We start from the raw sequence: 25,247 nt of genomic DNA on the forward strand, positions 1-25,247 counted from the left end.
GCGGACATCCTCGTACGGCGGAGGCCTCCGCGTCATCATTATTCGGCCTCAGTGGCCCGACTCCGCCGATTCTCCGGACGGCGGCAGCAGCGGCCCGCACTCCCACTGCTGGAATATCAGCCTGGTCTCGACCCTCGCCACCTCGCGGCGCGAGGTGAATTCGTCCAGTACCAGGCGTTGCAGATCGGCCGTGTCCGTGACCGCGACATGCACCAGATAGTCGTCCGGGCCGGTCAGATGGAACAGCGCGCGGGACTCCGGCAATGTCCTGATGCGTTCGACGAACGGGCCGATGAGTTCTCTGCGGTGCGGCCGGACCTGTACGGAGAGCAGCGCCTCCAGACCACGGCCGAGCCGTGCCGGGTCCAGACGCAGCTGGTGGCCGAGAATGACGCCTGACCGGCGCAGCCTGGTCACCCGGTCCAGGCAGGTCGACGGTGCGACGCCGACCTTGGCGGCCAGCTCGCGGTAGGTGGTTCGGGAATCGTTCTGCAGCAGCCGCAGAATGTGCAGATCCACCGGGTCAAGAGCGACGGAATCGGCCATCTGTCGAACGTAGCACGGGAGATGGCCCAGTGGATCCGGTGTTTGTTCAGAGTGGTGGCATGGACACCGAATCCTTGATGGCTCCCCCGACGACACCCCGGTCCAGGGCGCTGGCCACCGAAGCCGTGCACGCGGGCCGCGACGATCTCGCGGCCCTCGGACTGCACGCCCCGCCGATCGATCTGTCCACCACCTACCCCTCGTACGACTCCAGGGGCGAGGCGGAGCGGATCGACAACTTCGCCGCCACCGGCGCCCGGCTCGAAGGGCCGCCGGTCTACTCGCGGTTGGACAACCCGACGACGGCCCGGTTCGAGACCGCCCTCGCCCGGCTCGAAGGGACCGGGAGCGCCGTGTCGTTCGCCAGTGGAATGGCGGCGCTCACCGCCGTGCTGCTGGTTCGCGCGAGCATGGGACTGCGTCATGTGGTCGCCGTCCGGCCGCTCTACGGCTGCAGCGACCATCTGCTCGGCGCCGGGCTGCTGGGCACGGAGGTGACCTGGACCGATCCGGCGGGCATCGCGGAGGCGATCCGTCCGGACACCGGTCTGGTGATGGTGGAGACGCCCGCCAACCCGACGCTCGCCGAGGTCGACATCCGCGCGATCGCACACTCCTGCGGCTCCGTGCCGCTGCTCGTCGACAACACCTTCGCCACCCCGGTGCTCCAGCGGCCCGTCGAGCACGGTGCCCGGATCGTGCTGCACAGCGCCACCAAGTACCTCGGCGGGCACGGCGACGTGATGGGCGGGGTCGTCGCCTGCGACGAGGAGTTCGCGGCCCGTCTGCGGCAGGTGCGTTTCGCCACCGGCGGGGTGCTGCATCCGATGGCCGGGTATCTGCTGCTGCGGGGCCTGTCCACGCTTCCGGTACGGGTACGGGCGGCCTCCGCGAGCGCCGCCGAACTGTCCCGCAGGCTGACCGCCGATCCGCGCATCGCCAGGGTCCACTACCCGAAGCTGGGCGGGGCGATGGTCTCGTTCGAGGTGTACGGGGATCCGCACCGGGTGATCTCGGCCGTGCGGCTCATCACGCCGGCGGTGAGCCTGGGCAGCGTGGACTCCCTGATCCAGCATCCGGCCTCCATCAGCCACCGCATCGTGGATGAGGGAGACCGGCAGGCCTCCGGCGTCGGGGACCGGCTGCTGCGCATGTCGGTCGGTCTGGAGGACGTCGAGGACCTGTGGGCCGATCTGTGCCAGGCGCTGAGTTCGCCGGAGGCCGGACGGGAGTCCTCCATGTCCGGGGAGTCAGCGACCGGCCTGCTCGTACGGGGGCAGTGAACGGACCGGCGTCGCGTCCAGCCGGGCGGTGATGACCAGGGTGCCCTCCTCGATCTGGTAGTCCAACGGCAGGGACAGCGCGCGCATGGCCGCGACCATGCCGGTGTTGGACGACTGGGTGACGGCGTAGACGCTCTCGCAGCCCGCCTCGATGGCGAGTGCCACCAGGCGGCTCAGGAGCTCGGAGCCGATGCCACGGCGCTGCCAGTCGTCCTCGACGAGGAGGGCGACCTCGGTCTCGTCGCCGTCCCAGAGGAGGTGGCCGAGGGCGACCAGCCGGCCCGAGGCCGTCTGCACGGCCAGTGTGCGGCCGAAGCGAGGACTCAGCAGGTGGTCCAGGTAGCGGTCGGCGTCGTGGACCGGTCCGTGGTATCGCAGCCGCAGTGTCTGCTCGGAGCAGCGGTCGTGCATCGCACGTGCTGCTCCGAGGTCGCTGCTGTCCGCGCGGCGCACGGTGATCTCGTTGCCCTCGGGCAGGGTGAGCACGTGCTCGCTGCGCGGGACGCGGGGGCCGAGCCGGGTATCGAGCTCGACCAGGGCACGCGCCCGCGCGAACTCGGTCGGCGTGAACGGAAGATAGGGCCGCTCGATCGTGATAGCACCTCCGGACGGGTCGCGCAGCCGCATCACCGCCTCCTCCAGCACTCCTTCGACGGGCGTGAGCTCACCGGTCGCGCGGCCGGTGATCGAGACGGCGGGCAACGAGTGGATGGTGCACCGCCCGAGCAACTGTCGCAGCGCGAGGGGGAGTTCGGCCGCGTCAAGGGCGGTGCGGGTGGCGAGGCCGAGGACGCGCGTCGGGGCGTCGACCAGATCGTGCGTGTCGGCCCGCTCGATCCAGGTCGAACTGCCCCCGGCGGCGGAGATCGCCCGGCTCAGCTGCTGGGCCGGGAGCGGGGCGGGCGCGCGCAGCAGGAATTCGTCGACCGTGCCGTGGGCCAGCGGGTGCGTCTGCAGGGTGAGGATGTCGACCCGGTGCCGGGCGAGGGCGCTGCACAGCACCGCCAGGCTGCCGGGGGCGTCCCGCACCGTGGTCCGCATCCGCCACAGCACCGTGCCCTCGGCGGACGGGCCCGCAGCGGTGGGCGTGCTCAGCAGCGCGGTCGTGGCTGCGGCGGCGCGGTGGGCCGGGACCGCGCCGCCGCCGTCTCCCTCGGCTGGGAGGTCGGAGACGGTCGGCGGCGGGGCGTGGCTGTGCCGCCGCGCCCACCAGGTGTGGAACCCGGCCGTCACCGCCAGGGCCACGGCCGAGGCGATCAGCAGGTACGGTCCGTCCGGCTGGTGCCCGATCAGGTTCGCGATGGCGTCGGCCACCGCGACCGCGGTGAACAGCGCGGCCAGCTCGGTCACGTCCCGCCGCCAGTGGTGGGAGCGGCGGGCAGTCTTCGCGGATGTCACATCAGTCATGGATTCACTCTGACCGAGCGTTGTTGCCTGATCACGAACACTCTGTGACTGATGGGTTAAGTATGGATCTAGTCCGTTATCACTCACTTTCGATGTATTGGTGACCTGCTCGATCGCATGCCCGCCCCGCATGCCCGCCCCGCATGCCCGATCGCTCGCCCGACCTGTGCTTGATCGCCTGCCCGGTCTGTGTGTCCGATGCGTCTGCTCGACGCGTCCGGCTGATGCGTCCGCCTGATCGTGCCCGCTGTCGCGGTGCGGCAGCTCCCGCCCTCCCGGCCCGGTCCCGGGCCGGACAGGAGCTGCCGCACCGCCGGCCCTATCGCTGCGAGCCGGTAGGGCCCGCGGGTCACACCGCGATGTCCTGGACCTTCACGTCTGCCCCAGGCCCCGCTCCCAGGCGGCTTGCAGGCGTACCGCCTGGCGTACCAACTGCGACGATCCGCCGCGCGCGGCCGTTTCGGCGAGCCCGGGTATCGCCTCGCCGCCGCCCACCGCACCACAGTGTTCCGCGCACTCGGCGGCCACGGAGAGCAGGTCGCTCAGACCGCGCGTCCCCTTCTTGTTCGCCAGGAGTCCGGGCAGAACGGGGACCAGTACGGACAGCACCGTCCGGTATGCGCCCGTCGCGGCCGCGGTGCGGGCGGAGTCCGCGAGGCGGGTGGGTTTCACCAGCCTGTGATCGAGGAGGATCGCCAACTGCTCGCCGAGCGATGTCGTGTCCAGCCGTTGCTGGGCTGCGAGTATCAGCAAGGCGTCCACCGCCGACAGCCGGTCCTCCGGATACCGGGCGCCCAGCCCGTACCCCACGGCCAGATGGATGGCCTCGGCGGCAGACCCACCCAGTTCGACCAGGCCGAGGAGCGGCCGCGCCGCTACCCTCAGCTCATCGGTGGCACACGTCGCCATGGCCGGCAGCAGCCACGCCGCCAGTGTCTCGCTGTCCTCGGGCAGGGTGGCGAGCCAGGAATCCGGGTGGTCGTTCCCGTGGTCGCAGGTGCGATGACGCGGGGTATGGGCGCTGCCCAGCCAGTGGAAGGAGCGCGGGAACTCCCGCTGAATGAACGGGTGTTCATCACTCGCCATCAGGATGCGCCGGGTCCAGCCGGCAGGCTGCCGCTCCACCCAGCCGCGGGCGATGGACTCCTGTCGTTCCAGATCGAAGCGGTATACGGTCGCGAGCGGCCGGTCGGCCCGCAGCCAGGCCGCCAGCCGGTCACCTTCCGGAGTGCCGAGCCGGCCGGCTGCCTCGGTGGCCGCCTGCTGACCGTCGCGCCGCACCCGCAGCAGCGCCTGGGCGAAGTCGGCTTCCCCGGGCCGGACTCCGAGCTGCTGATACGTACGCAGCCGCTCGATCAGCACGGCAGGGTCGAGCGAGCCGGTGTGCCAGGTCGGGAAGGCCAGCAGGAATGGTGTGCTGCCGGTCAGCACCGCGTCGGCGGCTTCCCACAGCCGGGCCTTCAACACACCCTTGAGTGCGGCATGGACACAGACACTGCTGACGGACCAGGCCGCACGCCCCTCATGCACCGCCTGAATCGGAACCCGTCCGAGCAGCACGGCCACGACCAGGGTGATTCCGGCCTCCGAGCGGAGCCGCTGCTCGACCCTCTTCTGCGATTCGTCGACGAGCCACCAACTGCCGGCCAAGGCGTCCCGCAGCGCCTCGGTCAACGCCGGACGGTCGGTGTGGGCGTGGCGGACCAGCCCGTCCAGTGCCCGCTCGAAGGCGGTGACATCCCGTGATGCGGATCTCGCCAGGGCCACCACCTCCTCGACGAGCTCGGGCAGCGTCGCCGGCGCCGGTTCGATATGCCGCAGGACGGGGGCGGACGGCAGGAGCTCCACGTACGGCTCCGCCGCCGTACTGTCGTCCATCAGGTCGCCGAACACCTCGGTTGCCGCCGTACGGAGAGCCGGACCCAGCAGCGAGGCCGACAGGGCGGTTTCCTCCCGCACCGCCACGTCGACGGCGGGCAGGTGCCGTGCGACGATTTTGAGTGCCCGCTCCTGGATGTCGATGTCGGCGTGCCCGAAGGCCTCGGCGACGACGGGCAGCAGTTCGTCGGCGGCCGACGGGTCGCGGCGCAGCGTCTTGCCGATCAGCACCAGTTGGGCACGGACGAGCTTCTTCTCCGGGCGGAACAGCAGGGAACCCGAGACCTCCGCCAGGGACCGCACGGGCAGTTCGCCGTGCCCGTCCAGCCGGGCGAGCACCTCCTGGGCGTGCCCGGCCACGGTGGAGATCCCGTCCGCCGCCATGGCGGTCCAGTCCGCCACCCGCTCCGCCTCCTCCTCGCGGGTCAGCGCGAGCTGACGCAATACGGTGAGGAAGAACCGCAGTTCGCCGGGCCTTCCGCCGCGGATCAGCCGGGCCACGCAACCGTCGACGAGCGAAGCACGCTCCAGCAGACCCTCGTCCGCGAGGACGGCGAGCGCCACATGCCATCGGCTCGGGTCGTCCGGTTCGTCGAACCAGAGCATCTGCGACGGCAGCTCCGCCACCTCGAAGAGCCGCGGCACGAGCACGGTGACATACGGGTCCGCACGGAGGACGTCGGCCAGCGGTCGTCTCTTCTGCTGCCACTGCGAGGCCGAGACCGCCTCGGCCCAGCCCCGTACGAAGCCGTCGGTGGTGGGAACGGGGCACCGCGAGGTCTTCACCAGCCCGGTGATCAGCTCATAGGCGGTCTCCGCCGTCCCGGGACGGGCCGCCAGCCGGTGCGCGACGTTACCGAGCCACTCGGGGTCACGGTCCGCGAGGACGCTCAGGAGCATCGGGTAGGGAGGCCGTGACCAGATCTGCAGGTCCCGGCTGCCGATCCAGGCGGCGCAGCCCGCGGCTCCCGTGTGACAGCCGGCGCCCGCGACCAGCAGGGCCTTGCGGATCCTGTCCTGTTTCTCCCAGGGCCAGCTCCGCGCCTCCTTGCGCAGCTCCTTCAGCTCCGCCAGCGCCGACCTGCGGCCCGCCCGGTCCAGCCCGGACAGCAGGGCCGGCACGTCCAGCCTGCGTGCCTCGCGCACGGCGGTGAGCAGCTCCTTCATCGCGCGCCCCCGGCAACCGGCGCCCCGCGACGGACCATTCGGACGGCCAGGGCGTGCTTGCACGGGCCCCGACGCCCGCGGTAGTCCGCCCACCACTGACAGGTGCAGCTCAGCATGCCGTCCTTCTCCCTCACTTGATAGCGGCGGTCTCCCGAGGCCACGGCTGCCGTCTCCCCGTCGAGCACGACCGCACCCGAGCCGGCCAGCCGCCGGGCCGCCACCAGACGCGGATTGTGCCGTTCGGCCCGGTCGGCGTCGTACGGCAGCTCGCGGTGGAAGTAGGACGCGTCGGCGAGGTCGTAGCCGACCCGGCCCGCCGTCCCCAGCCGGGTGAGCGCGGCCCTCACGCGTTCCACCGGGAGCCCCGACTGCTTCGCCAGGTCGGCGGGATCGATCCGCGGCTCCCAGGCCAGCAGCACGGACACCAGCTCCGCATCGGCCGCGGCATCGTCGGTGGCCAGCGCTTCGAGCACGCCGCCCTCGCCGGAGAAACCGCGCGAGACATCGGGCGAGAGCGTCAGGGTGAGGCGCATTCCCGGCAGCACCACCTCCCATGCGCTCGCGGTCGCCGCCCCGTCGGCCACCGGTCCGTACACCCGCAGCGAGGCGGCGTGACGCAGCACCCGCTGCAGCACCACCAGACGCTCGGGGCCCGGCAGACACACCGCCCCCGTCGCCGGACGTGTCGTCGGACGGAGCGTCCTCCCGGCCGGGACCACCCACTGGGCGCCCCGCGAGGCCTTCTGGGTCGAACGCGGCAGCGAACGCAGGAACCGGACGGCCTCGGCCGCCGACAGCTCGGCCCGCAGATCGAAACCCGCGGACACCACCTGCGCCTCCGCGAAGCCGCGCAGCCAACGGTCGGGCAGGGGAACCTTCTTCTCCACGACCGGACCGTCCAGCGTGGTGACGGCCATCTCGTCCGGGCCGACCCGCATGTGCAGCGGGTCGTCGCCCGCTATCCGCGAGAGCGCCTCCCTCAGCGGATTGTTGACATCCACATTCGTGGTGCCATGGTCCGTCCGCGCACCGTCCAGCCCCTCCTGGAGCACATCGAGACGTGCGTACACCCCGCAGCAGCCGGAGAACGACTCGAAACGCAAACGGTCGCCGTTGCCCGTCACCACCGGGTCGAGGGACGAGGGCAGAGTGGGTCGGTAGTAACGCGCGGACGCCACGTCCGCCACGGCCAGCAGACCTCGGGCGGCGATCCTCGGCGAGGTGAGAAAGCCGGAGAAGAACCGGGGGTGCGGCTCGGTGCCCCGCGGGGTGAGACCACCGGAGGTCTCCAGACCGAGGAGCTGCCCCGCCTGTGAGGAATCCAGGGCGGACGGGCGCGAGTAGGCCAATGCCTGAACGGATCGGGTCATGGAAAAACCGTAGATCCCACCACTGACAATCGGCCCCCGGCCATCGCCCGGGGGCCGATCGCCGGGCGTCGGTTCACTGCCCGACGCGCCCCGGCTGCAGCACCTTGCTGAACAGGACGGAACCGCCCTGTGCTCGCAGCCGCACGGTCAACTCACCGCTGTCGCCGTCGATGTCGACCTCGCCGAAGTACTGCGGCGACTCCATCGGCGACACGTTCGCCCGGTCGGGCGCCCGCACGAAGACCCGGTCCGGACCGAACGTCGCGTCGAGCGCGTTCGCCTGGAACTGACCTGCGGCCAGCGGCCCCGACACGAATTCCCAGAACGGCGCGAAGTCCTTGAACACCGCACGCTCGGGCTCGTAGTGCTGCGCCGACGTGTAGTGCACATCCGCCGTCAGCCAGACCGTGCCGGTGATCCGGCGGTGCTTGACGTACCTCAGCAGTTCCGCGATCTGCAGCTCACGGCCGAGCGGGGCTCCGGGATCGCCCTGCGCGACCGCCTCGAAGTCCGTCGCACCATCGGTGACCACGAGTCCCAACGGCATGTCCGCGGCGATCACCTTCCACACCGCGCGGGACCGGGACAGCTCGTGCTTGAGCCACTTGAGCTGCTCCGCGCCGAGGATGCCCGTCGTGTCGTCGGCCTGCCGGCCGCGCGAGTTGGCATTGCGGAAGGACCGCATGTCGAGGACGAACACATCGAGCAGGGGACCGTGGCGCACCACGCGGTGCATCCGGCCCTCCCCGGACCGGGCATGCAGCGTGGAGACCGGGAAGTACTCGCGGAACGCCCGCATCGAACGGGCCGCGAGCACATCCACGTTCTTCTCGGTGTACCGGGCGTCGTCGAGGATCTGCCCGGGGTACCAGTTGTTGCGCACCTCGTGGTCGTCCCACTGAACGATCGAAGGGACCTGGGCGTTGAACTCACGGAGGTTGTGATCGAGCAGGTTGTAGCGGAAGTTGCCGCGGTACTCGGCGAGGGTCTCGGCGACCTTCGCCTTCTCCTCGGTGGTGACATTGCGCCAGACCCGCCCGTCGGGCAGCGTCACGCTCGGCTCGATCACCCCGTCCGCGTAGATGTTGTCACCGCTGCAGAGGAAGAAGTCCGGATCGAGGCGGCGCATCTCGTCGTACACCACGTAGCCGCCGATGTCCGGGTTGATGCCCCAGCCCTGCCCCGCGATGTCGCCCGACCACAGGAACCGCACCCCGTCCCGGCGCCGGGCGGGCGCCGTCCGGAAGGTTCCGTGCACCCGCTCCCCGGTGCGGCGGGGGTCCTGGGGGTCGGCGAGTGTCACCCGGTAGTGCACCTGCTCGCCCGGCGGCAGCCCGTACAGCGCTGTCGTCCCGGTGAAGTCGGTGCCGGAACCGACGAGCGGACCATGCCATGTGCGGGCCCGCCGGAACGATTCCGTGGCCGATGTCTCCACGATCATCCGGGCCGGCCGGTCCGACCGCACCCAGACCAGCGCCGAGGACGAGGTGACGTCGCCCACCTGCACCCCCCATGTCGCGCGCGGCCGGCCGGACAGGGCGAAGGCAGGGGCCGCGGCGCCCGCCGCGGGGAGCGTGAGCGCGGCCGACACGGCGAGTGAACCGCGCAGCACACTGCGGCGGGCGGGGGACGGAATTCGCGGACGGTTCGACATCGAGGCGCCTCCGGGGCAGTGGTCAGCGGGACGAACGGGTGGGGGCGAGCGAACCCACCCTTGTGCCCGTCGGCGGCGGGCACACCAACCTCAGATGAACACCCGGCCCCGCCCCTCGCCGGTACCCGGTCCGTTCGTGTCCTCCTGAGCCGCCGCCAGCCGTCGTACGCCCTGCTCGATGTCGGACGGAGTCAGATGCGCGTATCCGAGGACCAGGCGCACCGCCCGGTCCTCGTACGGCACGGTGCCGCAGGCACCGAGCGGCCGCAGGGCGACTCCGGCCCCGGTCGCGCGCGCCATGAACAACGGCTCCGGGCCGTACCGTTCGGGCAGTGCGGCGATGATGTGGAGACCTGCGGCGATCCCGCTCACCTCGGTTCCGGGGAAGTGTTCCGCCAGCATCGAAGTGAGTGTGTCGCGGCGCTCGCGATAGGCGCGCTGACAGCGGCGCAGCTGCCGGTCGTAGCCGCCCCGGGTGATGAAGTCGGCGAGGACCGCCTGGTCGACGGCCGGATTGCCCAGATCCATCGTGCGCTTGCGGGCGACGATCTCGTCGGTCATGGCCGCCGGTGCGAGGAGCCAGCCGAGCCGAAGCCCGGGTGCCAGCGACTTGCTCACCGAGCCGGTGTACGCGACCTGCTCCGGGTCGAGCCCCTGCAACGCGCCGACGGGGGCGCGGTCGTAGCGGAAGTCGCCGTCGTAGTCGTCCTCCACGACCAGCCCGTCCACGGCACGTGCCCAGTCCAGAAGCTGGCTGCGACGGGTGGCGGAGTAGGCGATTCCGGTGGGGAACTGGTGCGCCGGTGTGGTGACGACCGCGCGCACGCCCGAGCGCACGAGGGGCTCGATCGCGAGTCCCTCGTCGTCGAGCGGCAAGCCGATGGTGGTGACCCCCGCGGATGCGAACAGCGCGGAGTGTTCGGGACTTCCGGGGTCCTCGACGCCGACGCTCCGTATTCCCCGCCCGTGCAGTACGAACCCCAGCAGAGTCGTCGCCTGCGCCACGCCGGAGCACACCACCAGGCGCTCGGGATCGGCGACCACCCCGCGGCGCCTGGACAGCAGGGCGGCCAGGGCGTCCCGCAGTCCGGGCAGGCCGCGCGGATCGGGATAGCCGAGCGTGCCGTGCGGCAGCCGGCCGAGCACCGAGCGGTACGCGGCGGCCCAGGCACCGCGCGGGAACAGCGACAGATCGGGCGTGCCGGGCCGGAAGTCCACGCGTACGCCCGCGGCGCGCGGAGCGAGATCACGCGCCCCCGGTACCGGCGCCCGAACCGCTTCGCTCACCCAGGTACCCGCACCACGTCCGCTGCGCAGATAGCCCTCGGCCGTGAGCTGTTCGTACGCCTCGGTGACCAGCCCCCGAGACACCCGCAGATCTGCGGCGAGCGCACGGCTGGACGGCAGCCGCGTACCGGGAACGAGACGGCCGGAACGCACGGCTTCGCGCAGGGCCGACTGCAGCGCGCGACCGCGCCGACGGGCCGGCTCCGCAGCGGCCGGCAGCAGCAACTCCCAGGCGGCGGAGCCGAACTCGCCGTCCTCCGAACGGTCCGGCCGCGGATTGGTCCCCGAAGACATCATGGAAGTGGACCTTAATCCGGACCGCCCGGCTGCCTAGCGTCGATCCCATGAACGTCAGCTCTCTGCGCGGGGCGCTCCTCGCAGCCTTCGCCTGCATCCTCGTGGGTGCTTCCTTCACCGCCAACAGTGTCCTGGGCGCATATCCGTACGCGGGCGGCCAGGCGCTGCGCTACGGCCTCGCGGCGCTTCTGCTCGTACCCCTCCTGGCCCGTGACAGGCAGTCCCGGCCGATCACCGCGCTGCGCACCCTCACCCTGCGCCAGTGGGGACGGCTCGCGCTGCTGGCAGCCATCGGCATGGTCGGCTTCAACCTTGCCGTGCTCAGTGCGGAACGATCTGCGGAACCCGCCGTTCCAGGGGTGTTCGTCGGCTGCGCCCCGATCCTCGTCGCCGTACTCGTCCCACTCATGGACGGCCGTCGGCCGACACGCACGGTCCTGTACGCGTCCGCGCTCGTCGCCGCCGGGGCCTTCACCGTCCAGGGCTGGGGCCGCACGGACCTGGCGGGCATCCTCTGTTCGGTCGGCGCTCTGGCAGGCGAGGTCGGCTTCGCCGTCCTCGCCGTACCGGTCCTGCGACCCCTCGGACCGAAGCTGCTCTCCGCCACGGTCTGCGGGATCGCCGCCGTCGAGTCGGCGTGGCTCGGCGTGGTCCTGGACGGCAGCGATGTTCTCCGGATGCCCACTGCGACGGAGGCGACGGCGCTGCTGTGGCAGGCGGCCGTGGTCACCGTCATTGGTTTCGTCTGCTGGTACATGGGCATGCAGCGCATCGGCGCCGAGCGCGCCACACTGTTCTCCGGCCTGATCCCGGTCTCCGCCGCGCTCACCGCACCGCTCGTCGGTACCGGTTCGTACGGCACCGCACAGGCGGGTGGCAGTCTTCTGGTCGGGCTGGGTGTCGCCCTCGGATCGGGAGTCCTGTCCCGGAACGGAGCAGCCCGGGGTGCGGATTCGGTGACCGGTGTGGTGTCAGCGACTGGTGTCCAGGATGACGCGCGCCACGAGCGCCGGATCGTCGTTCATCGGCACATGACCGCAGCCCGGCAGCCGGACCAGCCGGGCGTCGGGGATGGTGTGCTTGGCCCTGATTCCCTGCCGGCGCAGCAGGATCCGGTCCCGGCTGCCCCAGGCGACGGTCACCGGCAGCCCCGGCACATCGTCGGTGAACGTGACGCCGCGCCCGGTGGCGAGCGTCTGGTGGAATCCGGTCGCCTCGCGCAGGGCGATGGTCTCCGCGACGACGGCATCGGCTGAACGTCGGCCGGGCCGGGCGTAGATGGTGCTGGTCAGTGCCGTGCGCCCGGCCGCGCTGTGCGAGAGCCGCTCGATCAGCGGGACCGGCATCGACAACGCGGCCTGCCGCATGGCCCGCAGCGTCCCGAACGCGTAGCGTCGCTCGCCCCCGGTCCAGAAGCCGGCGGGCGAGAGCGCTGTCACCGACCGCACGAGCTTCTTCCGGCCGAGCTCCAGCGCCAGCAGACCGCCGAGCGAATTGCCCGCCACATGCGGCCGGTCCAGACCGAGCTCCTTGCAGAACGCTCCGAGCACCGTGGCCGTGGTCGGCAGGTCGTACGGCAGTCCGTCGGGCAGTCCCGGTGAGGCGCCGAAGCCGGGGAGATCGACGGCTATCACATCCCGCTCCACGGCGAGCACGGACAACACCGGGTCCCAGGCCTGACGATGGTGGCCGATGCCGTGGAGCAGGAGCAGCGGTTCGCCGGCACCGGTCCGTTTATACGCCACGGAAACGGTCCGAGGCCCTTGGGGTGAGTCGACGCTGAACGAGACCGTGGTGGCCATGCTGGTGCTCCCGGGGTGATCCGACATGAAGGGGCCATGCCTGAAGGCGACTTAGACGTCTCGTCAATAACAATTACCGTTCAGTAGCCTGCAGTTCAAGAGTGGGATGAGATTCGCGCTGGACAGGGTGCGACGGGTCGGCTGGGATGGAGGGGTGACAGCCGACACCGCGACCGATGTCTTCGAGAAGCACCGTCCCGTGCTCACCGGCGTCGCCTACCGCATGCTGGGCCGGGTCGCCGATGCCGAGGACGTGGTGCAGGAGGCTTGGCTTCGCTGGTCCTCCGCTTCCCGTGAGGACGTACGGGAGCCGCGCGCCTTTCTCGTGAGGATCATCACCCGCCTCGCCATCGACCGGCTGCGGCAGGTGCAGTCGCGGCGTGAGGCGTACGTCGGGCCGTGGTTGCCGGAACCGGTCGTCACCCATTTCGGACCGGCTGTGCCCGACACCGAGGGACAGGCTGTCCTGGCCGACTCCGTATCCGTCGCCGTGCTCGTCGTCCTGGAGTCCCTGTCGCCGCTGGAGCGGGCCGTCTTCGTGCTGCGCGAGGCGTTCGGCTTTCCGTACGCGGAGATCGCCACCGCCCTGGACCGGACCGAGGCCGCGGTGCGCCAGCTGGCAGGGCGTGCGCGGCACCACGTGGAGGAGCGCAAACCGCGCTACGACGTCGACCCGGCCCACCGCCGTGACCTCACCGAGCGGTTCCTCGCCGCGGCGGCGGGTGGCGACATCGAGGAGCTGCTGGCGCTGCTCGCGCCCGACGCGCGGCTCGTCGGGGACAGCGGCGGAAAGTCCAGGGCGCCGCTGCGGGTCATCGAGAGCGCCGACAAGGTCGGCCGCTTCCTCTTCGCCGTCGCCCACGCCCAGGTCGAGGAGCTCGACTTCCGCCTCCTGGAACTCAACGGCGGGCCGGGCCTGCTGTTGTTCCTGGGCGGAAAGGTCGACTCGGTCGTTCAGGTGGACGTCAAGGACGGGCTCATCCAGTGCGTATATATCGTGCGGAACCCTGACAAGCTCATTCGTTTCACCGACCTCCCGGAGCAGTAGCGGCCGCCGGGTCACCGACCACGCTCTCGACTGGCGGCGGTGACTCCGGTTGCGGGGTGACCCCGCTGCCATCCACTGTTCGAAGCCCCACGCCCTGCCCTTGGGTTCCAGTGGTCGTGGGGCTTTGTGCTGCGCTCGCCTCACAGCACCACGAACGTCCTGTGAACGCTCTGCGGCAGAGTCCCGTTTCGCTGCGTGACCGACCGAGGATTGGTCTTGACCAAGGGTGTGTACCGTCCTATGGTCTCAACGTTAAGACAGGAACCTTTAATAAATAACGTCGCGGAATAGCCGCTGGGTGATTGCGGAGGACAGGGTGGGGACCACGCAGCTGGAATCGGTGCAGGAGCCGAAGTACTGGCACCTCAAGACCGTGCTCAGTGAGGCACTCGACTCGGATTTTGCGGTGGGAGAGATCCTGCCCAATGAGCGCGAGCTCGCCGCCCGCTTCGGAGTCGCCCGAGCCACGCTCCGGCAGGCTCTGGAACAGCTCGAACTCGAAGGAAGGCTGCAGCGTCGCCGCGGCGTCGGGACCACCGTCGCCCCACCGCGCGTCGGGGTCGCGGTCTCGACGGCACGGCGGGACTGGTCCGGCGGCGGTGCGGCGGAGGCATGGCAACCGGTGGACTGCACGGCGGCGGTCGCGCCGTCCTCGGTGACGGCCGTGCTCGACGTGGAAGCCGACGAGCCGGTGCACATCGTGCGCCGTATCCGGGTCTCCCACGGGCAGACGGTCGCGGCGGAGCTCCTGTACGTCCCCTCCTCGTCCGTGCCCGAACTCTCCGCGATCGACGCCCCGTCCGGGCCCGCACGGGCCCGCGGGGTCCTGCGCGAGCTGCACCGCCTCGGCCTCGACGGCCAGGACCGGTCGGTGGAGCTGGGCTCGGCACGGGTGGACGACGCCAAGGAGCTCGACCGGCTTCCCGGCGCCCCCGTTCTCGTCGTCACCACCCGCTACCTCGTGGCGGGCGGTACCGCTGCGCTCTCCGTCGCCACGTACCGCGCCGACACCTGCCGGCTCACCTTCGGCGACTCGGGCGACCTGGAGATCAGCCACCACGACCAGGAGCGCCAGGCCTCCTGAGTACGGCCGGCTCCAGGCCGGTTCTCCGCCGATCCTCTGTCGGTACGCACGGCCCGTCGCACTCAGCGGCGGGCCGTCACCGTTCCCTCCACCGCGAAGAGCTGTTCCTCGACGTGGTCGAGAGCCAGCCGCAGGGCGCCGGTGGCCACCGCTGCCTCACCGAGCAGCGACAGCGTGACCCGTGGCGGCCGGAGGCAGTAGCGGGCCAGCTCGCTGCGGAGGGGATCCAGCACGTCGTCCAGCCCGGTGGCCCAGCCGCCCACCACCACGAGCTCGGGGTCCAGCGCCAGCACCAGCGCCGCCACATCGTGCACCAGGCGCTGAATGAACCGCTCGACCGCCGCCTGCGCCCGGACATCGCCGTGCCGGGCCTCCGCGAACACATCGGCGACCGCGGGCTCGTCCAACGGATCCAGCGGAGTGTCCGTCGTGGACAGAAGCCGCTCCGGAGTCACTTCGCGGCCGAGCAGATGCAGCGCGCCGATCTCGCCCGCCGCACCGCCGAAACCACGGTGCAGCCTCCCGCCGATCAGCGAACCGGCGCCCGGACTCAGCCCCGCCAGAACGAACACGATGTCGTCGGACTCGGTGGCCGCGCCCTTCCAGTGCTCCGCGACCGCCGCGGCATTGGCGTCGTTCTCCACCAGGACGGGACAGCGGAAGGAGCGCCTCAGCCGCTCACCCAGCGCGAGACCCGTCCAGCCCGGCAGTGCGGTCCCCAGCCGTACCGTCCCGTCCGCCTCCACGATGCCCGGACTGCCGACCCCTACTGCGCGCAGACTGCTCCTGGCCACACCCGTACGCCGCAGGAGGTCGGCCACCACGGCCCTGACCTTGTCGAGCCGGTCGTCGGCGCAGGCGGTCTCCGACACCTCACGGGCGCCGGCTCCGATGATCCGGCCGTCCAGCCCCGACAGCAGTGCGGAGACGCGATGCGGGCCGATCTCGATGCCGAGCAGATGCCCGGCCTCGGCACGGAACCGGAACCGGCGGGCCGGCCGCCCCTGGCGTCGGGCCTCACCCCCGTCGGGCACCGACTCGACGACGAGTCCGGCCTCGAAGAGCCCCTCCACGACACCCTCGACCGTCGGACGGGACAGTCCGGTGATCCGGGTCAGGTCCGTCAGAGTGGGGGAGTCGGCGCCACGCAGAGCGTGCAGCACCACCGCGGAATTGATACGTCGCAACAGCGACGGATCCCCACCGGTCAGCCGGCCCACGGTGTGTCCTCCCAGCTCGAGCGCATGTCAGGCGGATGGTACTCGTTGCCCAGGTGCGGGGCGACCACGGGCCGCCCTGGGTTCCCCGGGCAGGGATCTCAGCTCGGAGCGACGAACCCGGATTCGTATGCCGCGATCACCGCCTGCGTACGGTCCCTCGCACCCAACTTGGCGAGCACGGCACTGACATGGGTCTTCACCGTCTCGACGCCGACCACGAGCTTGGCGGCGATCTCCGCGTTCGACAGGCCACGAGCCATCAGCCGGAGGACCGCGGACTCCCGCTCGGTCAGTGCTGCCCGGTGCAAGGCCGCGCGCGCCTTGCTCGTCCCGTACTCGGCAGCGAGTTGCCGGACCGCCGCCGGGAAGAGCAGCGACTCACCCTCGGCGACCAGGCGCACCGCATGCACGATCTCGGCGGGCCGGGCACGTTTGAGGAGAAAACCGTCCGCCCCGGCACGCAGCGCCTCGTAGACGTATTCGTCGTTCTCGAACGTGGTCACCACCAGGATCTTCGGCGGATCCGGCACCGTGCGCAGCACCACCCGTGTGGCCTCGATACCGTCCATCAACGGCATCCTGACATCCATGGCCACCACGTCGGGGCGCAGCTGATGCAGCAGTGGGATCACGGCGGCGCCGTCGCCCGCCTCGCCCACGACCTCGATATCGGGCTGAGCCTCGAGGACCGCGCGCAACCCCGCGCGGACGAGGGGTTCGTCGTCGACCAGAAGTACGCTAACCGGCATTGGGCCAGCCTAAGGGCTGTCCGGTAATCCCTGGCGGCGTACGACGACAGTTACGGCACCTCGCCATGTTGCCGGAACGTCCGCATGTATCCGATACACCGATGGCCAAGTGCCTTGCGACGCACCGCATCCGACGCCGCGCCGTTTCCCCGGGGACTACGGGGCAGATCTCAAACCGTTCAACGGAAGGCTCGCGTGCACCCGCCATTCCCCCTCGTGCGGACCTGTCTTGGCCATTCCACCGAGCAGTGCGGCCCGCTCCCGGATGCCCCGCAGCCCGCTCCCGCCGCCCGGCGCGGCTGTCGAATCAGCTGTCGAGTCAGTGAGCGGATTGGTGACCGCCAGCTCCAGCCGGCCGTTGGCGACGGTGATACGCACCCGGACGGGGACCGTACCCGAATGACGCAGCACATTGGTGAGGGACTCCTGAAGGATGCGATAACCCTCGCGGGAGACCGCGCCCGGAACCTGCTCCAGGGGACCTGACACGTCCGCGTCGATCTTCGCCCCCGAACCGCGCGCGGAGTCCAGGAGCCGGTCCGCTTCCACGAGCGTCGGCCGCTGCCCCACCGGCGTCCCCGATTCGCGCAGCACCCGCAGAACCCGCTCCAGATCGTCGAGTGCCTCCCGGCCCGTCTCCTCGATCGCGGCCAGGGCCCGTTCGGTGAACTCCGGGTCGCGCGCCGTCCGGGCCGCGCCGGCCTGGACGACCGCGACCGTCAACGCGTGCCCGATCGAGTCATGCAGCTCACGTGCGATGCGGTTGCGCTCCAGCAACTGCTCGGTTCGCTCCTCCAGAGCGGTCAACCGCTGCACCGGCGAGGGACCGAGAAGCCGTTGGGCGCACGCGGTGATCAAGTGGCCGCTCACCACGACCGTGGGTAGCAGCAGCAGGAGGGGCAGAGGGGTGAGCAGGACATACCACCAGTGCGGCTCCACCCCGCGGACCAGCCATTCGTTGCTCGGGCCCCTGCCGGAAGCGGTGAGAACGAGGTCCACCGCGGTTGCCGACAACCACACCGTGGCGTACCCCACGGCAAGGGCGAGCACCATTCGTATCTCCAGCCACAGCACGGTTCTCCAACGATCGGCCCAGGTGGCCGCGGTGGTCGCGGAGATTGCGGCATCAGCTCTGCCTCGCTCCTGCGGCGTGAGCAGAAGCTGTGCCTGCACCCCCTCGGCGAGCCGCATTCCGGGCACCAGGCCGACCGGTACGGCGATCACCATGGGCACCCACGGGGATCCCGGCACGATGAACAACCACACGCTGTAGCCCGCACCCGGGATGAGGAGATGCAGCCACCGGGTGTAGGTGACAGATGCGGTGAGCGGGCGCAGGAGGCGGAACATGCGGCCATCGTGTCAGTCCGCGCGGGTGCGGCGGCTCCCCCGAGGGAGGGAGACGATCCCCACCCGTGGGGGAGGCGGGGCGCTGGGCGCGGCCGCGAGGCTTGAGACATGACCAGCATCGACGTCCATGAACTCACCAAGGAATTCGGTACGACCCGCGCGGTGGACAACCTCACGTTCAGTGTGCGACCCGGGCGCGTCACCGGATTTCTGGGCCCCAACGGCGCAGGCAAGTCCACCACCATGCGACTCGTCCTCGGCCTCGACCGGCCCACCGGCGGCAGGGCCACGATCGGCGGGCAGCTCTACGCCGCACTCGACGATCCGCTGCGCCGGGTGGGCGCCTTGCTGGACGCCCAGGCCGCCCATGGCTCGCGCACCGCACGGAACCACCTGCTCGCCCTGGCGGTCAGCAACGGCCTCGGTGCGAGCAGAGTCGAGGAGGTCCTGGAGGAGGCCGGCCTCGGGGAGGTCGACGGAGCCCGGATCAAGACCTTCTCGCTCGGTATGCGGCAGCGACTGGGCATAGCGGCCGCGCTGCTGGGCGACCCGGAGGTCGTGATGCTGGACGAGCCGTCGAACGGCCTCGATCCGGAAGGCATCATCTGGATCCGGGAGCTGATGAAACGGCTTGCCCGGGAAGGACGCACGGTCCTGGTCTCCAGCCATCTGATGAACGAGACCTCGTCGTTCGCCGACCACCTCGTGATTCTCGGCCGGGGCCGGCTCCTCGCCGACCTGCCGATGCAAGAATTCCTGGATTCCCGCAGCAGGCCCCGCGCACGGGTGCGCACGACCGAGTCCACGCGACTGCGCGACGTCCTGATCCGCAAGGGATACGACCCTGCGCAGGATGACGACGGCTGTTGGACCATCGAGGGCGCGAAGGCCGGGGAGATCGGCGTGATAGCCGCCACCGAAGGCATTCCCGTCCTCGAACTCACCGACGAGCAGGCCACGTTGGAACAGGCCTACCTCGACCTCACCGCCGACGCCACGGAATTCGCATCGGCATCGACCTCATCCGCCAACCGTCAGGAGGCCTGACCATGTCGACCACCGCAGTGCTGCGTTCCGAGTGGATCAAGATGAGATCGGTGCGGTCCGTCGTGGGATCCTTGATAGCCGTTCTCCTCGTGACACTTGCCATCACCTTGCTCGCCTTCTCCACCATCGGCCAGTCCGAGGCGGACAGCGCCGATGCCGAGCCGGTCTTCGACGCCTTCTACGCACTGAACTTCGGCCAGATCGCGGCCATCAGCTTCGGAGCGACCGCGCTCTCCTCCGAATACCTCAACGGAGCTCTGCGGATATCGCTCGCCGCTGTGCCACGCCGCAACCTCTTCTACGCTGCCAAGATCGCCGTCGTCGGGGCGTCGGCACTTGCCGTCGGCCTCGTCACCAGCTTCAGCGCCTTCCTTGTAGGACAACTGTTCATGGGAAAGTACGCGATCGACCTGGGGGAGCCGGGCGCTCTGCGGGCAGCCTTCGGGGGCGGGATCTATCTGACGCTGATGGCCCTGTTCGCGGCCGGATTGACAGTGGTGCTGCGCAGCGCCGTGGCCGTACTCAGCCTGCTCATCCCGTTCGTGCTCATAGTCTCTTTCGTGGTCGGTGACGTTGCGGGCGGGGCCGCGCAATATCTCCCGGACCGGGCCGGACAGTTGGTGCTCCACCAGAACCCCGGAGGAAGCCTCGGACCGTGGGGCGGACTAGGGGTGACAGCGGCTTGGGCGGCGGCCTCGCTGCTGGCCGGCTGGTGGACGCTCCGGCGCAGGGACGCGTAGCCCGTCGACGCGATTTCAAAACGCAGCAGAACGGTTGAAAGCATCTCAAAATGCATGGCAAGGAGCGGCTTGTCAGTGCTGGGCGGTTTACTGGCGGCATGACCACCGCACATCACCTCCGCCTCATCGACGCGATGCGCACCTTGGACTTTCCCACGGAGCGCATCCGGTCTGGCTCGGGAGTCAGCGGGCCCGGGTATCACTCGGCGTCCCTGCACGCGGACGTCGATCACTGGGACGACGACGAAGTGCGGCGATTGGAGCACCGGGCCCAATGCCTCGCAGAGCATGACGCGTTGCTGACGCTGCTCACCGGTCGCTGGGGTGAGCCGCAGATGATCAGCCTGTGGAGCGCACAGGAGCGGATGACCGCCGGCGAGGAGATACCGGAGGCGTGGGCCGAGACGGTTGCGGGCTGCGAGTACCTCCAGCTGTGGAGGATCGAGGACCGTTGGATCGCCATCGGGCTCTACCTGGAGGAGGAGGGGCCCGGGTGCGAGTTGAACGTGGTGGTGACGGAGATCGATCCGCCCTGACATGAGCAGGCTGCTGTTGGTCGGACGGGCACGAGACCGTCTGCTGCGATGGCCCGGTCGGGAGCACCTCGGATGACGGGCCTCGCCACTGCCCGCCGTCCTGGAGCCCGGTTGTGGTCCTGGCGAGGGGCCGGACAGCGTTCACTGTGCGACAGGCCCGCCGGCTTGTCGTCTGTCACGGGTGTGCAGGTGGCTGTCCACGTCGATGGGCCCGACACCTTCCTGCAAGGTGGGCCTGGGCCTGCCACCGGGGACACGGGCGAGGGCGGCAGGCACCCGGCTTCTCGGCTCGGGGCGGCCGGGGCGGTGATGCCGGGCATGGACGATGACGACCGGTACGCGGCCATGGGGCCGAGGACGAACCATGGCCGCCACTACGCGGTCATGAGCGCCGAGCCTTGCCGAGGGCGCCGAGGGCGTCAGGGTTCCTCGGTGGTGACGGCGGTGTCGCGGTCGACGGAGGCAAGGAGACGTCCGTACTCCTCCGCCATCGTCTGAGCGGTCCAGTGGGCGTTCAGGCCGCTGGGGTTGGGCAGGGCCCAGACACGGGCGCCGCCGATGGTGTGGTCCTGCGGACCGATCCGGGCGGTTCGCCTGCCGAAGGCCGTCCGGTACGCCGTGACCCCTACGACCGCCAGCCACTGCGGCCGCAGCTCTTCGACCTTGGCTGCCAGGGTCCGGCCGCCCGCGCGGAACTCCTCGGCAGACAGCTCGTCCGCCCGAGCGGTGGCACGGGCGACCACATTGGTGATGCCCAGGCCGTACCGCAGCAATTCGGTCTGTTCAGCCGGCTTCAACTGCCGAGGCGTGAAGCCGGACCGATGGAGTACCGGCCAGAACCGGTTGCCGGGGTGGGCGAAGTGGTGGCCCGTCGCCCCCGCCATCAGGCTCGGGTTGATCCCGCAGAACAGCACACGCAGGCCGCCCGCGACCACATCGGGAACGGTGCGGTCGCGGGCGGCCTGGAGCTCTTCGGGCGTCATCCGGCTGTGATCGAGGCCGTCAGAGGATGGAGCCCGGCGTGTATGCGGCGGCCTCGGGGTGCTGCTTGGCGATCTCCTCGATGCGGGAGATCAGCGCAGTGACCTGGTCGCCCGCCGCTCCGGTGAAGGAGAGCTTGTCGGCCATCAGCGCGTCGAGCTGCGCACGGTCCAGCGGGATGCGATCGTCGGCGGCCAGCTTGTCGAGCAGCTCATTGCGCTCGGCGCCTTGCTCGCGCATGGCCAGGGCCGAGGCGACCGCGTTCTCCTTGATCGCCTCGTGCGCGACCTCACGGCCGACACCCGCGCGCACCGCGCCCATCAGGACCTTGGTCGTGGCGAGGAACGGGAGGTAGCGGTCAAGCTCACGGGCGACGACGGCCGGGAACGCCCCGAACTCGTCGAGCACCGTCAGGAAGGTCTCCAGCAGACCGTCGAATGCGAAGAAAGCGTCCGGGAGCGCCACCCGGCGGACCACGGAGCAGGACACGTCGCCCTCGTTCCACTGATCGCCCGCCAGCTCGCCGGTCATCGACGCATAGCCGCGCAGGATCACCATGAGGCCGTTGACGCGCTCGCAGGACCGGGTGTTCATCTTGTGCGGCATCGCGGACGAGCCGACCTGACCCGGCTTGAAGCCCTCGGTCACCAGCTCGTGCCCGGCCATCAGACGGATCGTCTTGGCGACCGACGAGGGCGCCGCGGCCAGCTGGACCAGCGCGGTCACCACGTCGTAGTCGAGCGAGCGCGGGTAGACCTGGCCGACCGAGGTGAAGGCCTGCGCGAAACCGAGGTGCGCGGCGATGCGCTGTTCGAGGTCGGCGAGCTTCCCGGCGTCGCCCCCCAGCAGGTCGAGCATGTCCTGCGCGGTGCCCACGGGGCCCTTGATGCCGCGCAGCGGGTAGCGGTCCAGCAGATCCTCGAGCCGCCCGTACGCCACCAGGAGCTCGTCGGCCGCGGTCGCGAAACGCTTGCCGAGTGTGGTCGCCTGCGCGGCGACGTTGTGGGAGCGACCGGCCATGACCAGCTCGCGGTACTCGCCCGCCAGCTTGCCGAGCCTGGCCAGGACCGCCACCGTGCGGTCGCGCATCAGCTCCAGGGAGAGCCGGATCTGAAGCTGCTCGACGTTCTCCGTGAGGTCCCGGGACGTCATCCCCTTGTGGACCTGCTCGTGGCCTGCGAGGGCGTTGAACTCCTCGATCCGGGCCTTGACGTCATGCCGGGTGACCTTCTCGCGCTCGGCGATGGAGGCCAGGTCGACCTGGTCGATGACACGTTCGTAGTCGGCGAGCGCGGCGTCCGGCACCTCGATCCCGAGGTCCTTCTGAGCGCGCAGCACCGCCAGCCACAGCCGGCGTTCCAGCTTCACCTTCTGCTCGGGGGACCAGAGGACAGCCAGCTCCGTGGAGGCGTAGCGGCCGGCCAGGACATTGGGGATGCGAGGCTTCGCAGACACAGCAGTCACGTGTCCAGAGTTTACCTGTCGTTTTCAGCGGTTCGTGAGCGCCCACAGAGTCCATAAGGTCCAGGTCAGAGGCTCCTGGACCACCGTCTCACGCACGGCGTGCGAGACGCGCGGGACGAAACGGCCCCGGCCGGTGATTCCAGCGCCGCAGGGGCCTTGAGACGAGGCCCTTCCGATCAAGGAAGTCGAACCCGTGCAAGACCGTCGCCTGAGCTCCGAGCCGGCGGCCTCCTCGCGGCTGCCTTCGATGCGCTCGCCGGTCAGATGCGCTCGCCGGTCCCAGGAAGACATCCGTGCGCATCCCGACCGCGTCGTGCACGCCCGGGTGGAGCGGATCCGGCAGGGCGACGGCTCTGGTCGGCCCGCGGACCACCCGCGGGCCCGTCCTGCGCGGCACCCCCTCCGGGTACTGCCACCGGGGCGCCGCGGAGAGGGAAGCAGGCAGGCCGACGAGCGCGCCGTGCGCCGTCACGATGCCGCTCCTGGACCACGGCCCGGTCCCCCTCACCTGCCCGGCCCGGTGCGCCGGACACACCGAGCACCCGGTCGAAATGCCGGGTCGTGCTCGCCCACCTCCACGCCGGCGGCGAGGGAGAGGGCGGCCCAGTGCGAGACGACGAAGCCCCGCCGGATATCCGGCGGGGCATCGTGGCGCGGCGGGCTGCGAAGGAGTGCGGCGTCCGGGGCGGGCACCGTCGTACTGCGGCTCTCCGCCTTCGTGTACGTGGAGCAACGAAGCGGTGACGACACGTGTGGCGCGGATGTGCGAAGGGCTGCACCGGGTGCCCTGCACCTCGTCAGTAGGACACGGTCCGAGGTCCGAGGCCCGCCGACGACGGCGTCTCCTCCTTCGGCGACGTCGCAACGGGTCGGTGCCTCGGCGTCCGGCCTGCGCGCTCCGTCACGTTCCGAGAACGTCGGACCCGGGTCCTGCGCCACCGGTCACCGGCACCGAATGCGCCCTGTCACCCCGCTGCCGGGAGTGCCGATAGTGCAGGGCCTCAACGCCGCCCGTAGTAGAGCGAGTCGTGCGCGGTGTCCGGGAGGTACAGAACATCGTCCCCGTCCGAGTCCCGTCGCACCGCGAGCCGGTCCGCGCTCACACCCGGCGCGGCGGACTGCGAGGTCCACGTGCTGCCCGACTCGGTCGCGACGAAGACGCGGTCGGTGCCGGAGCCGGTCACGTAGTAGACCCGCTGGGCGTCCGTCTCGTCCCAGGTGATGCCGAGGGCCGCAGCGGTCTGGCCGTCGGCGTACACGGTCCGGTGGGCCCAGTCGCCGCCGCTCGGATACGCGTAGTAGACGTGGAAGTTGCCGCCGCTGTCGGCCGAGCGGTAGCGGTAGGCGACCTTCGGGGTGGAGCCGTCGAGGGCGAGCTTGGCGCTCTGCACCGCCGGACCCGTGTAGGCGTTGTCGATGCTCCACTCCTCACCCGTGGTGAGCTCCTGGATCACGTCGGACGTGCCGGGTGCCACCGGGGTGGTCACGGCCGCGCCCGCGCTGTCCGCGAAGGCGCCGGTCGACGGGTCGTAACGCAGGTAGGAGAGCTGGTGCCGGAACCCGGTGGCCGGGGCCTTGGCCCACTCGTACAGGAGGTGCACGCGCCCGGCGGCGTCCACCGCCAGGTCGTCGGGGTACACGGAGCGGTTCAGCGCGCCGGCGAAGGTGGCGACCACGCTCCAGCGTGCGGCGGCGTCGTCCCAGCGGTATAGCTTGCCGGGACGCTGGTCGGCGCCGGCGCCGGCACCGACGCGGGCGGCCAGGTACAGATCGCCGTTGGGCGCGGTGGCCACGATCGGGTAGGTGATGCCCACGCCCTGGTCGGGCAGTTCGGCCGCGTGGTCCGTGACGTCCCCGCCGGCGGCCTCGGTGCGGAAATAGCGCCAGGCATTGGCGTGCATGGAGGCGAACACGTGCAGGCGGCCACTGCCGTCGCGCGCGACGGACGGCTGGTTGTGACCGTTGTCGTCGGCGAACTCGGCCTGCTGTCCGCTCCTTTCGAGCAGCGGCAGGCGGCTCCAGACCCCGTCCGGGTCGCGCCGCGCGATGGCCGGGCGATGCATGGCGGCCGTCGAGCCGGGCTCGTTGAAGGCGAAGTACGTGTACTGACCGCGGCCCTTGTACGTGGCGGCCGGCGTCCACCAGGCGGCCTGGTTCGACGAGTCCATCGCGTACGGAACCTTCTCGATCACCGTTGCCGCGGCTGCCGTGAGGTCCGTGCTGTCGGCCTGGGCGGCCGGGACGAGCGTGAACAGGGCGGCCAGGGCCGCGGCCGGGGCGGCGTACGCGCGTGCCGTGGGACGTCGCAAGGTGAACTCCTTCGCGGGCGTGATGGTG

19 protein-coding genes and 1 pseudogene are annotated in these 25,247 nt (G+C 70.6%); 7 read left to right on the plus strand and 13 right to left on the minus strand.

Features of this window, described 5'->3' with window-relative positions:
* Positions 1-48: 48 nt before the first annotated feature.
* Positions 49-546 carry an Lrp/AsnC family transcriptional regulator gene (locus tag OG520_RS34225; RefSeq protein WP_406015676.1) on the minus strand — a complete coding sequence of 166 codons (498 nt, stop codon included), beginning with the start codon at positions 544-546 and terminating at the stop codon, positions 49-51.
* Positions 547-605: 59 nt separating this feature from the next.
* Here OG520_RS34225 and OG520_RS34230 point away from each other — a divergent pair, with 59 nt between their 5' ends.
* Entirely contained in the window at positions 606-1,829 is a 1,224-nt protein-coding gene (locus OG520_RS34230) for a trans-sulfuration enzyme family protein (protein WP_399333788.1), read from the plus strand.
* On the opposite strand, the gene OG520_RS34235 is transcribed toward OG520_RS34230, so the two are convergent.
* From OG520_RS34235 to OG520_RS34255, 5 genes are all read right to left on the minus strand, one after another.
* Positions 1,797-3,236 (minus strand): GNAT family N-acetyltransferase, encoded by a 1,440-nt coding sequence (locus tag OG520_RS34235; protein ID WP_406015677.1) that lies wholly within the window; start codon positions 3,234-3,236, stop codon positions 1,797-1,799. The two genes, OG520_RS34230 and OG520_RS34235, sit on opposite strands and share 33 nt — an antisense overlap.
* Before the next feature lie 372 nt (positions 3,237-3,608).
* Positions 3,609-6,281, minus strand: a complete 2,673-nt coding sequence (locus OG520_RS34240; protein WP_406015678.1) for a DUF6493 family protein — start codon at positions 6,279-6,281, stop codon at positions 3,609-3,611.
* Complete coding sequence (locus OG520_RS34245) at positions 6,278-7,651, minus strand: SWIM zinc finger family protein (RefSeq protein ID WP_406015679.1); 1,374 nt, start codon at positions 7,649-7,651, stop codon at positions 6,278-6,280. The genes OG520_RS34240 and OG520_RS34245 overlap by 4 nt, the downstream gene beginning before the upstream one ends.
* Positions 7,652-7,724: 73 nt before the next feature.
* On the minus strand, positions 7,725-9,305 hold the full coding sequence (locus tag OG520_RS34250; protein WP_406015680.1) for an alkaline phosphatase D family protein: 1,581 nt from the start codon (positions 9,303-9,305) through the stop codon (positions 7,725-7,727).
* Positions 9,306-9,395: 90 nt separating this feature from the next.
* Positions 9,396-10,889, minus strand: a complete 1,494-nt coding sequence (locus OG520_RS34255) for a PLP-dependent aminotransferase family protein (protein WP_406015681.1) — start codon at positions 10,887-10,889, stop codon at positions 9,396-9,398.
* Between the two features lie 47 nt (positions 10,890-10,936).
* On the opposite strand from OG520_RS34255, the pseudogene OG520_RS34260 reads away from it, so the two are divergent.
* Positions 10,937-11,785: pseudogene (locus OG520_RS34260) on the plus strand (DMT family transporter); the annotation flags it as partial.
* A gap of 75 nt (positions 11,786-11,860) precedes the next feature.
* Here OG520_RS34260 and OG520_RS34265 read toward each other — a convergent pair.
* Positions 11,861-12,691: an alpha/beta fold hydrolase gene (locus OG520_RS34265; RefSeq protein ID WP_406015682.1), complete on the minus strand. Its 831-nt coding sequence runs from the start codon at positions 12,689-12,691 to the stop codon at positions 11,861-11,863.
* 154 nt (positions 12,692-12,845) lie between these two features.
* Between OG520_RS34265 and OG520_RS34270 the strand changes: the two genes are divergently transcribed.
* Together OG520_RS34270 and OG520_RS34275 are read left to right on the plus strand one after the other, a co-directional pair.
* A complete protein-coding gene (locus tag OG520_RS34270) occupies positions 12,846-13,739 on the plus strand; it encodes an RNA polymerase sigma-70 factor (RefSeq protein ID WP_406015683.1) in 894 nt (297 codons plus the stop codon).
* Between the two features lie 316 nt (positions 13,740-14,055).
* Entirely contained in the window at positions 14,056-14,823 is a 768-nt protein-coding gene (locus OG520_RS34275) for a GntR family transcriptional regulator (protein WP_399333772.1), read from the plus strand.
* Positions 14,824-14,885: 62 nt separating this feature from the next.
* Here OG520_RS34275 and OG520_RS34280 read toward each other — a convergent pair whose 3' ends face one another.
* The 3 genes from OG520_RS34280 to OG520_RS34290 form a co-directional block, all read right to left on the minus strand.
* Entirely contained in the window at positions 14,886-16,043 is a 1,158-nt protein-coding gene (locus OG520_RS34280) for an ROK family transcriptional regulator (protein WP_399333770.1), read from the minus strand.
* Positions 16,044-16,141: 98 nt separating this feature from the next.
* Complete coding sequence (locus tag OG520_RS34285) at positions 16,142-16,792, minus strand: response regulator (RefSeq protein WP_399333768.1); 651 nt, start codon at positions 16,790-16,792, stop codon at positions 16,142-16,144.
* A gap of 156 nt (positions 16,793-16,948) precedes the next feature.
* Positions 16,949-18,142 carry a sensor histidine kinase gene (locus OG520_RS34290; protein WP_406015684.1) on the minus strand — a complete coding sequence of 398 codons (1,194 nt, stop codon included), beginning with the start codon at positions 18,140-18,142 and terminating at the stop codon, positions 16,949-16,951.
* 108 nt (positions 18,143-18,250) lie between these two features.
* On the opposite strand from OG520_RS34290, the gene OG520_RS34295 reads away from it, so the two are divergent.
* The 3 genes from OG520_RS34295 to OG520_RS34305 all read left to right on the plus strand — a co-directional run bounded on the left by OG520_RS34295 (position 18,251) and on the right by OG520_RS34305 (position 20,465).
* Positions 18,251-19,189, plus strand: coding sequence for an ATP-binding cassette domain-containing protein (locus OG520_RS34295; protein WP_399333764.1), 939 nt, complete (start codon positions 18,251-18,253; stop codon positions 19,187-19,189).
* 2 nt (positions 19,190-19,191) lie between these two features.
* Positions 19,192-19,929: an ABC transporter permease gene (locus OG520_RS34300; RefSeq protein ID WP_406015685.1), complete on the plus strand. Its 738-nt coding sequence runs from the start codon at positions 19,192-19,194 to the stop codon at positions 19,927-19,929.
* Positions 19,930-20,027: 98 nt separating this feature from the next.
* Positions 20,028-20,465 carry a hypothetical protein gene (locus tag OG520_RS34305; protein ID WP_399333760.1) on the plus strand — a complete coding sequence of 146 codons (438 nt, stop codon included), beginning with the start codon at positions 20,028-20,030 and terminating at the stop codon, positions 20,463-20,465.
* 419 nt (positions 20,466-20,884) lie between these two features.
* On the opposite strand, the gene mug is transcribed toward OG520_RS34305, so the two are convergent.
* The 3 genes from mug to OG520_RS34320 form a co-directional block, all read right to left on the minus strand.
* Complete coding sequence (gene mug, locus OG520_RS34310) at positions 20,885-21,448, minus strand: G/U mismatch-specific DNA glycosylase (RefSeq protein WP_406015686.1); 564 nt, start codon at positions 21,446-21,448, stop codon at positions 20,885-20,887.
* A gap of 19 nt (positions 21,449-21,467) precedes the next feature.
* Positions 21,468-22,910, minus strand: a complete 1,443-nt coding sequence (purB, locus tag OG520_RS34315) for an adenylosuccinate lyase (protein ID WP_389985099.1) — start codon at positions 22,908-22,910, stop codon at positions 21,468-21,470.
* A 1,001-nt stretch (positions 22,911-23,911) separates the two neighbouring features.
* Positions 23,912-25,219 carry a BNR-4 repeat-containing protein gene (locus OG520_RS34320; protein ID WP_406015687.1) on the minus strand — a complete coding sequence of 436 codons (1,308 nt, stop codon included), beginning with the start codon at positions 25,217-25,219 and terminating at the stop codon, positions 23,912-23,914.
* Positions 25,220-25,247 lie beyond the last annotated feature (28 nt).

The sequence above is a fragment of the Streptomyces sp. NBC_00984 genome (assembly GCF_045162475.1).
Classification (GTDB): domain Bacteria; phylum Actinomycetota; class Actinomycetes; order Streptomycetales; family Streptomycetaceae; genus Streptomyces.

Coding starts and splice junctions, on each gene's coding strand:
- OG520_RS34225 (WP_406015676.1), bottom strand. CDS start 546: ATGGCCGATTCCGTCGCTCTTGACCCGGTGGATCTGCACATTCTGCGG.
- OG520_RS34230 (WP_399333788.1), top strand. CDS start 606: ATGGACACCGAATCCTTGATGGCTCCCCCGACGACACCCCGGTCCAGG.
- OG520_RS34235 (WP_406015677.1), bottom strand. CDS start 3,236: ATGACTGATGTGACATCCGCGAAGACTGCCCGCCGCTCCCACCACTGG.
- OG520_RS34240 (WP_406015678.1), bottom strand. CDS start 6,281: ATGAAGGAGCTGCTCACCGCCGTGCGCGAGGCACGCAGGCTGGACGTG.
- OG520_RS34245 (WP_406015679.1), bottom strand. CDS start 7,651: ATGACCCGATCCGTTCAGGCATTGGCCTACTCGCGCCCGTCCGCCCTG.
- OG520_RS34250 (WP_406015680.1), bottom strand. CDS start 9,305: ATGTCGAACCGTCCGCGAATTCCGTCCCCCGCCCGCCGCAGTGTGCTG.
- OG520_RS34255 (WP_406015681.1), bottom strand. CDS start 10,889: ATGATGTCTTCGGGGACCAATCCGCGGCCGGACCGTTCGGAGGACGGC.
- OG520_RS34265 (WP_406015682.1), bottom strand. CDS start 12,691: ATGGCCACCACGGTCTCGTTCAGCGTCGACTCACCCCAAGGGCCTCGG.
- OG520_RS34285 (WP_399333768.1), bottom strand. CDS start 16,792: ATGCCGGTTAGCGTACTTCTGGTCGACGACGAACCCCTCGTCCGCGCG.
- OG520_RS34290 (WP_406015684.1), bottom strand. CDS start 18,142: ATGTTCCGCCTCCTGCGCCCGCTCACCGCATCTGTCACCTACACCCGG.
- OG520_RS34295 (WP_399333764.1), top strand. CDS start 18,251: ATGACCAGCATCGACGTCCATGAACTCACCAAGGAATTCGGTACGACC.
- OG520_RS34300 (WP_406015685.1), top strand. CDS start 19,192: ATGTCGACCACCGCAGTGCTGCGTTCCGAGTGGATCAAGATGAGATCG.
- OG520_RS34305 (WP_399333760.1), top strand. CDS start 20,028: ATGACCACCGCACATCACCTCCGCCTCATCGACGCGATGCGCACCTTG.
- mug (WP_406015686.1), bottom strand. CDS start 21,448: ATGACGCCCGAAGAGCTCCAGGCCGCCCGCGACCGCACCGTTCCCGAT.